The organism is Diaphorobacter ruginosibacter, from assembly GCF_040396215.1.
GTDB lineage: Bacteria > Pseudomonadota > Gammaproteobacteria > Burkholderiales > Burkholderiaceae_C > Diaphorobacter_A > Diaphorobacter_A ruginosibacter_A.
Genome location: NZ_JBEBOW010000135.1, coordinates 1 through 9,685, shown reverse-complemented (window position 1 = coordinate 9,685; position 9,685 = coordinate 1). Strand labels below are relative to the sequence as shown.

General features: G+C 62.7%; 8 protein-coding genes. 3 read left to right on the top strand and 5 right to left on the bottom strand.

Going from position 1 to position 9,685, the window contains the following annotated elements:
• Positions 1 to 9: 9 nt before the first annotated feature.
• The 4 genes from ABWP92_RS14505 to ABWP92_RS14490 all read right to left on the bottom strand — a co-directional run bounded on the left by ABWP92_RS14505 (position 10) and on the right by ABWP92_RS14490 (position 5,143).
• Positions 10 to 1,362, bottom strand: coding sequence for a c-type cytochrome (locus ABWP92_RS14505; protein ID WP_353236107.1), 1,353 nt, complete (start codon positions 1,360 to 1,362; stop codon positions 10 to 12).
• Positions 1,363 to 1,372: 10 nt separating this feature from the next.
• Entirely contained in the window at positions 1,373 to 3,142 is a 1,770-nt protein-coding gene (locus tag ABWP92_RS14500) for a GMC family oxidoreductase (RefSeq protein ID WP_353236106.1), read from the bottom strand.
• A gap of 3 nt (positions 3,143 to 3,145) precedes the next feature.
• Complete coding sequence (locus ABWP92_RS14495; protein WP_353236105.1) at positions 3,146 to 3,844, bottom strand: gluconate 2-dehydrogenase subunit 3 family protein; 699 nt, start codon at positions 3,842 to 3,844, stop codon at positions 3,146 to 3,148.
• A 399-nt stretch (positions 3,845 to 4,243) separates the two neighbouring features.
• Positions 4,244 to 5,143: a LysR family transcriptional regulator gene (locus tag ABWP92_RS14490; RefSeq protein WP_353236104.1), complete on the bottom strand. Its 900-nt coding sequence runs from the start codon at positions 5,141 to 5,143 to the stop codon at positions 4,244 to 4,246.
• 107 nt (positions 5,144 to 5,250) lie between these two features.
• Here ABWP92_RS14490 and ABWP92_RS14485 point away from each other — a divergent pair, with 107 nt between their 5' ends.
• Both ABWP92_RS14485 and ABWP92_RS14480 read left to right on the top strand, forming a co-directional pair.
• Positions 5,251 to 6,024 carry an SDR family oxidoreductase gene (locus tag ABWP92_RS14485; RefSeq protein WP_353236103.1) on the top strand — a complete coding sequence of 258 codons (774 nt, stop codon included), beginning with the start codon at positions 5,251 to 5,253 and terminating at the stop codon, positions 6,022 to 6,024.
• A 318-nt stretch (positions 6,025 to 6,342) separates the two neighbouring features.
• The gene (locus ABWP92_RS14480) at positions 6,343 to 8,649 is read left to right on the top strand and encodes a nitric-oxide reductase large subunit (RefSeq protein WP_353236102.1); all 2,307 of its coding nucleotides are present in this window, start codon (positions 6,343 to 6,345) and stop codon (positions 8,647 to 8,649) included.
• A gap of 67 nt (positions 8,650 to 8,716) precedes the next feature.
• Here the strand turns inward: ABWP92_RS14480 and ABWP92_RS14475 are convergent, their stop codons facing one another.
• Positions 8,717 to 9,115 carry a hypothetical protein gene (locus ABWP92_RS14475; protein WP_353236101.1) on the bottom strand — a complete coding sequence of 133 codons (399 nt, stop codon included), beginning with the start codon at positions 9,113 to 9,115 and terminating at the stop codon, positions 8,717 to 8,719.
• A gap of 167 nt (positions 9,116 to 9,282) precedes the next feature.
• Here ABWP92_RS14475 and ABWP92_RS14470 point away from each other — a divergent pair.
• Positions 9,283 to 9,685 (top strand): DEAD/DEAH box helicase family protein (locus tag ABWP92_RS14470; RefSeq protein ID WP_353236100.1); only part of this gene is annotated, 403 nt, incomplete at its 3' end.

Sequence of the window (9,685 nt, the reverse complement as noted above, 5' to 3'; positions counted from 1 at the left end):
CCTGCCCGCTCAGTGCCCGGCGGCCCTGGCCTTGGCCACCTGCTGCTGCGAGACCTGGCCCGCCTGGTTGCCCCAGGACGAGCGCACGAAGCTCGCCAGTGCCGCCACTTCCTCGTCGTTCAGGCGATCGGCATAGCCTTGCATGACCAGGCGCATGGGGCGGCGGTCCGTTGACGGCGCGGAGGTGCCGTTCAGGATCACCGACACCAGCGCGGCGGGATCCTTGCCCACGACTGCGGGATTGCCCTGGAGTTCCGGGAAGATCTCGGGCGCGCCCTTGCCGGTGACGAAATGGCACGCGGCGCAGTTGTCCAGATACAGGCGCGCGCCCAGCGGCATGTCGGGCGATGCGGCGGTCAGCAGCTTGGCCGTGGCCTGTCCGGCATCATTGGCGGCAGCCGCCGGCATGGCGCGCGGGCCGGGCATGGCGATCTGCTGGGGCGCATCCGTCACGGGCTGGCCGTCCATGCTCTTGAGGAAGGCTGCCATGGCGCTCAGATCATGATCGTTCAGGTACTGCAACGAGTGCTCAACGGCCAACGCCATGTCGCCGTTGGCAACGGCATGCGCATTGCGTCCCGTGGCCAGATAGGCGGCCAGTTCGGCGGTGGACCATTTCTGGATCGGCGCATCGGCTCCGCGCAGGGCAGGAACGCTCCATCCATTCAACTCGCCGCCGGTCAGAAAGCTCGCTTCGCTCAGGCGGGTGCCTTTCTGCGCCATGAAGGCCGTGCGCGGGCTGTGGCAGGCGGCGCAATGGCCCGCGCCTTCAACCAGGTATTGGCCCCGGTTCAGCAGCTCATTGTTGCCGGCCGGCTGGAACGAGGAGTCGCCCCTCAGCGCCAGCCAGTTCCAGGCGCGGATGCCAAAGCGCAGGTTGAACGGGAAGTTCAGCCGCGTGGCCCGCACCGCGCTGTTGACCGGCTGCACTTCGTGCATGAGATAGTCGTACAAGGAGCGGATGTCGCGCTCGCTCATGAAGCGGTAGTTTTCATAGGGCATGGCCGGGTACAGGTGGTGGCCGTCGGCGGAGATGCCATCGACCAGCGCGGCGCGGAACTGCTCCAGCGTCCAGTTACCGATGCCGGTGGTCTTGTCGGGCGTGATGTTGGACGACCAGATGGTGCCCATGGGGCTGGCGATGCCCCGCCCGCCGGCCATCGGCTTGCCGCCATCCGCCGTGTGGCAGGCCATGCAGTCGCCCGCGCGCATGACGTATTGGCCGCGGCCGGGCTCGGGCTTCCAGTCGGCCGCAAGGACTTCGCCGGGCGGCGTGGGCTTGGCGGGCAGGTAGATGAGAGCAAGTACCGCGAGCACGGCCAGCACGACCAGGGCTCCCAGGATGCGGAGGGCTTTTTTCATGGCGTGCTCCTCAAACCAGGGGGCGCGGATTGCGCAGGTATTGCGTGCGGATGGCATGCACCGTCCAGTAGGCCAGGCCGCCGACCATGCCGGTGGGGTTGTATTGCGTGTTCTGCACGAAGTTGCCAGCGCCCATGACGAACACGTTGTGCTTGTCCCAGGTCTGGCAGTAGCGGTTGACGACGCCTTCGCGCGGATTGCTGGACATGATGTGGCCGCCGGTGGTGTGCGTGGTCTGGTAGGGGCGCACGTCGAACTGCGCGCCCTCGCCCTTGAAGCCCAGCTGGATCAGGTCGGGCTTCATCGCCTTGCCCACCTCCCCCGCCTTGAGCTTCATGTATTGGTTCATCTTCAGGTCGTTGTCCTGCCAGTTGAACGTCATGCGCATCAATGGCCTGCCATGCGGATCCTTGTATGTGGGGTCCAGGTCCAGGTGGTTGGCGCGGTAGGACATGTGCGAGCCGTGCGTGCCGATCGACATGGAGTGGCCGTACCATTCCTTGATGGACTTCTTCCAGCCCGCGCCCCAGCTGGGCGTGCCGGCCGGCAGGCTCATGGAGCGGATCGGCTGCCCGTTGAAAGTACCCGCTCGCCAATAGGCGCCACCGATGAAGCCCAGCGCGCCGAAGTCGTTCTGGTTGACGCTGAAGTCGTCGATGCAGATGCCGTTGGAGCCGTGGCCGATGAAGGGATTGAAGTTGGCATCCTTGAAGAACATGGTCACGCCGCCGTTCATCTGGTAGGCGTAGTTCTTGCCCGTCACCCCTTCGTTGGTGGCGGGGTCGTAGGGCTTGCCGATGCCCGAAATCAGCAGCAGATGCACGTTGTTCAACTGGAAGGCCGAAAGGATCACCAGGTCGGCGGGCTGGAACACTTCTTCCTGCTTGACGGCATCGAAATAGGTGACGCCGGTGGCGGTCTTGCCATCGTCCGAGCTTTCGATGCGCAGCACCTCCGCATGTGTTCGGTAGCTGAAATTCGGCTTGCGCTTGAGTGCATCGAGGATGGCGGTCTGCGGCGACGACTTGGAATACTGGTAGCAGCCATAGCGCTCGCAGAATCCGCAGAAGTTGCAGGGCGCCATCTGCATGCCATAAGGGTTCACATAGGCCGTTGATGCGATGCCGGCGGGCGCCGGGAACGGGTGGTAGCCCATGGCCTTGCAGGCCTCGCCGAACTTGGTGGCGTCGTAGGTGGGAGGCAGCGGCGGCATGGGGTATTCGGTTGAACGCCAGCCCTCGAACGGATTGCCGCCATCCTGGATCTGCCCTTTGAGATTGCCGGCCCTGCCCGCGATGCCCGCGACCTGGTCGAAGCGGGTGAAGAACGGCTCCAGTTCATCGTAGCTGACGGGGTAGTCCATGAGGCTCATGCCCGTCGGGATGATGGACTCGCCCCATCGTTCCTTCACGTAGCTGCGCAACTGGATCTCCTGGGGCTGGGGCCGCCACAGCAGGCCATTCCAGTGCGTGCCCGCGCCGCCTACGCCATTGGCCGGCAGGAACGATCCCATGGAGCGGTAGGGCAAGGCGGTTTCAGCATCCGTGCGCCGGATGGTCACCGTCTGCTGGCTGGGATGCTGCATGTTCTTCAGCCGCACGCCATATGTCAGTTCATCGATCTGGTTGGGGTACTTGAATTCAGGCACCGTGTTCTGGTCGCGGCCCCGCTCCAGAGCCACGATCTCCAATCCTTCGGCGGCCAGTTCAATGCCCGCTATGGCGCCCGTCCATCCCAGGCCGACGATGACCACGTCCTTCTTTTTTTCAATACGTGCCATGGTTCAAGCCCTCTCGCCCTTGATGGAAACCGGCCCCAGGGGATACTTCACATTGTGCTGATCCACCCATTCCCTGAAGCTGGCGCGCGCACCGGGAAAACCAATGTAGGTCCAGGATTGCATGCCGTGATTGCCGCCGTGCACGGGGTCGGCGAAATAGCCCTCCTTGGTATTGGCCAGCAAGGTGGAGAAGAAGATGCTGAGTTCGGGATCCAGCTTCGCCTCGCCTTTCTGCAACGCGGTAAGGGCTTCGTCCTGCTGCTCGTGCGCCAGGTCCTTGAAGTCCTTGCTCCAACGCGACTGGCACCAGGCGTTGAAGGCCGCAATCGCCTTGCGGTAGAGCTGCGCCGGGTTCAGCGGAGTCTGCCAGCCCCGGTCCGGCGCCGCGCTCGGGTCGTGCGGCCCGACCATGTACCAGTCCTTGGCGCTGCCATACTCGCCTTTGAGCTGGCGATCGATGAACACCGGCACGTGGGCTTCCAGGGCGCCCGGCCCCTCTCCCTCCGATGGGATCAGGCGAGCCGTGGCCGCCAGCACGAAGGACCACTCATCCTGCGTGAAATACTCTGGCTTGTACTGGTCGAGCCGGACCTCGGGTTCCTTGGAGTTGGCATGAAATGTCATTGCCACGCTGCCCAGCGCCACGCCGGCGCCGGACGCCAGCAGAAAGCTTCTGCGGCTGGGGGTATGTGAGTCGGACATCTGGAGATTCCTTCATCGGGGGTGCCATATCGATTCCACGCATGGATCGATTTTTTTTGAGAGAGCAGTACGGTATGCAAAACCTTCTCTTGCAATTTAATGCGCATGCCCGATGGGCCCTGTAGGAAAAGGCCGTGTGCTGCCCAGTCCGTATTCTTGGAAAGCAGCTTTGAACCAGCTTCAGCATTGCCCGATGAATCCTCTTGGATCCTGCACTCTCCAGGTCATCCAAGGGGCGCATGCCTGCGGATAACGGATCAAATTCCGGTGAAAGCCGATTCACTCGGACTGGAACATGGCAATCGATATTTTGTTGGCCGACCATGATCCCTTGCATCATGAAGCCGGCCATCAGATATAGCCAAGACTATCAATGAGAATCATTGGCGCGCGGAACCATCAAACGCAGCAAGGACTCAGGAGTTCCATCATCCACTGGCTGAAGACCTGCACACGGCGTGACGGGTGGCGGCGATGCGGATAGACCAGTTGGACCGGCATCGCGGGCGCGGTCCAGTCCGGCAGCACCTCCACCAGCTCACCCGCCGCAAGATGCTCCCGCACGTCAAACGCCGGTATCTGGATCAGCCCCAGGCCGGCCAGGCAACAGGCGATATAGGCCTCGGCATTGTTCACCGCAACCGCGCCGTTCATATGCAAGGTTTCAGGCACCCCGTCTTCCAGCCACTCCCATGGCGCAATGCGGCCGCTGGCGGGCGAGGCGTACTGGACCGCCCTGTGCGCGGCCAGATCCGCGGGCGAGGCAGGCGTCCCGTATCTGGACAGATAGGCCGGGCTGGCGCAATTGATGAGCCGCAGCCGGCCCAGTGGACGTGCCACCAGGCTGCTGAGCGACAGCTCCCCCACCCGCAATGCGCAATCTATGCCCTCATGCACCAGGTCGACGGTGCGGTCGCTGGACCCCAGCTCCAGCACGATGCCCGGGTGCGCGTCGAAGAAAGCCGGAAGCGCCGGGGCCACGAGCCGACGGGCGATGCGGCTGGGCATGTCCACCCGCAAGCGGCCGCCCAGTGCCGCGCCCGGCGACCGGAACTGCTGCTCCAGCTCGTCCGCGTCGGCCACCAACGCGACTGCGCGCTCAAGCAAGGCTTCGCCATCCTGCGTCAGGCTCACGCGCCGGGTGGTTCGGTTGAGAAGCCGGGCGCCCAGGCGGGCTTCCAACTGCTGGACGGCCAGCGACACGGTGGGCCGCGGCAGCCCCATCTGTCCGGCTGCCGTCGTGAAGCCGCCACTTTGCGCCACCCGCTTGAAGATGCGCAGTTGCTCGATCAGGTCCATGATTTATTTGTAATGATTTATGGATAGTTCATCCATGAATCCTACATTTATCTCATGCCGCGTGACAAATAACATGTCGTGATTGATCTACCTGACAGGAGTACACCATGTCTCATCACAGCATCCAGGACAAAGTCGTCCTGATCACGGGCGGCGCCAAGAACCTCGGCGGCCTGATCGCTCGCGACCTCGTCGCGCACGGCGCCAGGGCCGTGGCCGTTCACTACAACAGCGATGCCTCCAGGGCCGATGCCGCCGCCACGGTCGCATCGCTCGAGAAGGCTGGGGCCAAGGCGGTTGCGCTGCAGGCCGACCTGACCACGGCCGGCGCCGTCGAGAAGCTCTTCGCCGACACCGTGGCCAGCATAGGCCGGCCCGACATTGCCATCAACACCGTTGGCAAGGTCCTCAAGAAACCAATGGCCGACATCAGCGAAGCCGAGTATGACGACATGGCGGCGGTTAACGGCAAGTCGGCCTTTTTCTTCCTCAAGGAAGCCGGCAAGCACGTCAACGACAACGGCAAGATCTGCACGCTGGTGACCTCGTTGCTGGGAGCCTTCACGCCGTTCTATTCCTCCTATGCCGGCACCAAGGCCCCGGTGGAACACTTCACCCGGGCCGCGGCCAAGGAATTCGGCGCCCGGGGCATCTCGGTGACGGCCGTGGGCCCCGGCCCCATGGATACGCCCTTTTTCTACGGACAGGAAAGCGCCGACGCACAGGCCTATCACAAGACGGCAGCCGCCCTGTCGCACTTCAGCAAAACCGGCCTGACGGATATCGAGGACGTAGTCCCCTTCATCCGCCACCTGGTCAGCGATGGCTGGTGGATCACCGGCCAGACCATCCTGATCAATGGCGGATATACAACCAAGTGAGCGGGAGAATTCCACTCCACGGAAACGCCCCTTATCGATCCCCCGCATCAACGGGTCATGGGTGCGGCATCTGCGATCAAAAGCATCAAGCTCTCATAACAAAAAGGCCCACATGTTTCAGGCTCTGCCCGCTTGAAGCGCTCCCATGATCGCTACCGGGATGAACCTATGCCGCCGGAGACTTGCGCTCCGGCAGTACCGGACGTTCTTGACTCACCACTTTTCCTGTCTGCCGATCTATGAAATACTCCGCGAGCCGCGTGCCTCGCGGCATGGGTGCTCGTGGGAGTTCCCAGGCTCGCATGAAGGAATACACGCATGTCGACTCCGACTTCTCCTGCGTCCGAAGCTGCGCTTTCGCCTTGGTGGATCCGGGCCTTGATCCTGGTGATGGGCGTGGGCTTCGTCCTCCTCATTCTGATCACGGTTTTCGCTTACCGGCAGGCACCGCCGATTCCCGCGCAAGTGATCGATCCGCAGGGCCGGGTGGTCGCCACGCGCGCGGACGTGGAGGAAGGCCAAGCCGTCTTCCTGCGCTATGGTCTGATGAACAATGGCAGCGTCTGGGGCCATGGCGGCTACCTGGGACCGGATTTCTCCGCCACCGCCCTTCATCTCATGGGCGAGGCCACCATCGCACAGCTTTCGCAGCAAGCATTTGGCATTCTTCCTTCCGCACTGAACGAGCTGCAGCGCGCCGGCATCGACGGCCAGGTCGCGCGCCTGCTCAAGCACAACCGCTACGACCCCGGACGTGACGTACTGGTTCTCTCGCCCGGCGAAGCCGACGCATGGCGTGCCTCGCCCGCCTACTGGCGCGACTATTTCCGTGAGCCGAGCGGCAACGCAGGCCTGCGCCCGGAATTGATCACGGACCCGGAGGAGTTGCGCCAGCTGTCGGCATTCTTCGACTGGGCCGCGTGGGCATCGGTCGCCAACCGTCCAGGCAAGTCGTATTCCTACACCAGCAATTTCCCCTACGACCCCAGCGTGGGCAATGTGCCTGTCAGCGGCGCGTTGCTGTGGAGCGCACTGAGTCTGATCGTGCTGCTGGGTGGCATTGCCGCGGTGCTCTTCGTGTTTGGTCGCTACGAGAACCTGGGTTGGGTCAGCGATCCGCAGCACCATGTCCCGTCGCGGCTGGTACCCGGGCAGTACGTGCCTGCGCAGGCTGCGCTGGTGAAATTTTTCGTGGTGGTGGGACTGCTGTTCCTGGTGCAAACCCTGGTCGGCGGCGCGCTGGCGCACTACCGCGCCGAGCCGGGTGACTTCTACGGTTTCGCCCTGGAGAAAGTGTTCCCGAGCAACCTGCTGCGCTCCTGGCATCTGCAGACGGCAATTTTCTGGATCGCCACCGCATTCGTGGCCGCCGCGCTTTTCCTGGGCATTGCCCTGCGCCGTGAACGGCCTCCGCGCGGGCTGGTGGCGTGGATCAACGTGCTGTTCGCCGCCTTCGCGGTGGTCATCGTAGGCAGCCAACTGGGCATCTGGGCCGGCATCAGCCAGGCCCTGGGGCGATATTGGTTCCTGCTCGGCAATCAGGGGTGGGAATTCATGGAGCTGGGGCGTCTATGGCAGGTGCTGCTGATCGGCGGCCTGGCGGCCTGGTTTGCGCTGCTGTTCGTCATCGCCCGACCGTCAAAGATCGATGACGCCCAGGCTCGGCCGATCGTGCGCATGTTCCTGCTTGCGGCGCTGGCAGTACCGGTGTTCTACGTCCCGGCATTGTTCTTCGGCGCCAAGACCCACTACACGGTGGCCGACACCTGGCGCTTCTGGATCATCCACCTGTGGGTGGAGGGCTACTTCGAGTTCTTCGCCACCACCCTGGTGGCCCTGACCTTCTACTTGATGGGCATTACCCGGCGCAACGTGGCGCTGATGGTGATCTACTTCGACGCGATCCTGTACTTCGCCGGTGGCGTGGTTGGTACCGGACACCACTGGTATTTCAACGGCCAGGGGCAGTTCAACATGGCCGCATCATCGCTGGCTTCCGCTTTGGAAGTAGTGCCGTTGACCCTGCTCACACTCGATGCATGGCGTTTTGTGCGCACCACCGGGGCCAATTCAACCAACGCGCGATCGGGCAACCGGCTCACCCATCCATGGGTGTTCTACTTCCTGATCGCGGTGGGCTTCTGGAACTTCCTCGGCGCCGGCGTGTTCGGGTTCCTGATCAACACACCCATCGTCAGCTATTTCGAGGTCGGCACCATCCTCACCGCCAATCACGGCCACGCAGCCATGATGGGTGTGTTTGGGATGCTCGGCCTGGCGATGATGGTGCTGGTCCTGCAGCAATGCAGCAGCGAGGAGGCCTGGACTGGACTGGAGAAGTACGTCAAGGTGGCCTTCTGGGGCACCAACGCAGGCCTGGCGATGATGATGGCGCTGAGCTTGTTTCCGGGTGGAGTGATGCAACTGATCGATGTGCTGGAAAACGGCTACTGGCATGCCCGCAGCCAGAATTACCTGGCCACGCCGCTGGCGCGACGCCTGGAATGGTTGCGCATGATTGGCGATACCGTCTTCATCGTGTTCGGCTCGTTGCCTGTGGCTGTGTTCGCAGTGAAAAGCTGGATCGGGCTGTGGCGGCGGCCCGAAGAGCGGCGCATGACATAGCGGCGGGCAAGTACAACTATGCCGGTAGCGAATGCCGGGCAGCGCCTTCACCGGAGCCCGGCGCGGTTCACTTCATCGCCTGGGTCTCCTGGGCACGTTCATCGAGCCGGAACGCATGGGCTCGCCTCACAAGACTGTCGATTTCGGCCGCTGCATGGATGGTCACAGGATGAGGAGTAAAGCCCTGCCTGGGGGAGATGTGAGTGGCCATTTCACGCACAAGCGCCAATTGCGGTTCGGGCACTTGCGCGAGAAGCGCGATCACGATGTTTTCCAGCGCGATAACACGAACGCGTAGCTGCACCAGCTCCGCGTCGCTCAAAGGCGGAGTGACCTCTGACTCACTGCCAAGCACTGCGTCAGCTTGAACGGTCGAGACCGTCGCTTTGACACTACCTCCCGTGCCGAGAGCGGCTTGACGTTGATATGAGCGATGATCCTCAGAGTTTGGCATCTTGTCAGGCATGCTGGGGCTTGAGATGAAAGTTCGGCACTCAAGTTTGAACGAGTGCACACCGTCGATGCAATGGATGGCCTGGATGCCAAGTCGGCCTTTGCAATTCGAAGTGCAGGCCTCCCAGATGAGGCCGGCGAGCTTCGCGTCGTGCGACCAACTCGCAAGGAGCGACCCGCGTGCAGATTGCAACAATGCAAGCGATGGTTAAGCGTATTTTCGGCAGCGACAATCCTCCACTGCTGGATGCCTTCGATTGCATCATCGTGGACGAAGCCCATCGTGACTACACCCTGGACCAGGAAATGACAGAGGGCGAACTCGCTATGCGCGACCAAGCCGAGTACCTTTCTACCTACCGGCTAGCGCTCGACTATTTCGGCGCTGTGAAGGTGGGCCTGACCGCCACCCCGGCGCGTAACACCACTGATACCTTTGGCCGCCTGGTCCACACCTACTCGTACCGCGAAGCTGTGGCGGACGACCGGCTCATCGACCACGAACCGCCCATTCGGTATCAAACGCTGCTAAGAACGTGTTCAAAGTCTTCTGAGCAAGAGGCCCAAGAAGGCCAGATGGACG